At 60.6% G+C, this 241-nt stretch carries 1 protein-coding gene; it reads right to left on the reverse strand.

The window, feature by feature from the left end:
- On the reverse strand, positions 1 to 241 hold a 241-nt coding region (locus tag ACM6IR_RS26160; RefSeq protein ID WP_414910372.1), incomplete at both ends, for an aromatic amino acid lyase.

Raw genomic sequence — 241 nt, forward strand, 5'->3', positions numbered from 1 at the left:
GACAGCACCAGCGAGCGCTGGAGGTTTTCCAGGTCTTCGCTGGCGATGCGCGTGGAGGCCAGCAGGCCAAAACCGGTGTTGATCCCGTAGGCGGTGCGATTTTCGGCGAGGATCTGTTCCACGCAGGCAACGCTGGCGTCGATCTGGGCCGAGGCGCTGTGATCGAGGCTGATTTTGACCGGTTGCTGATAAACATCACGCAGTTGGGCAAGGCTCAGTTGGCCGGGAATCAGGTTTAGCG

Origin of the sequence: Pseudomonas sp. IT-P253, assembly GCF_949768125.1 — a bacterium.
Taxonomy (GTDB): Bacteria; Pseudomonadota; Gammaproteobacteria; order Pseudomonadales; family Pseudomonadaceae; genus Aquipseudomonas.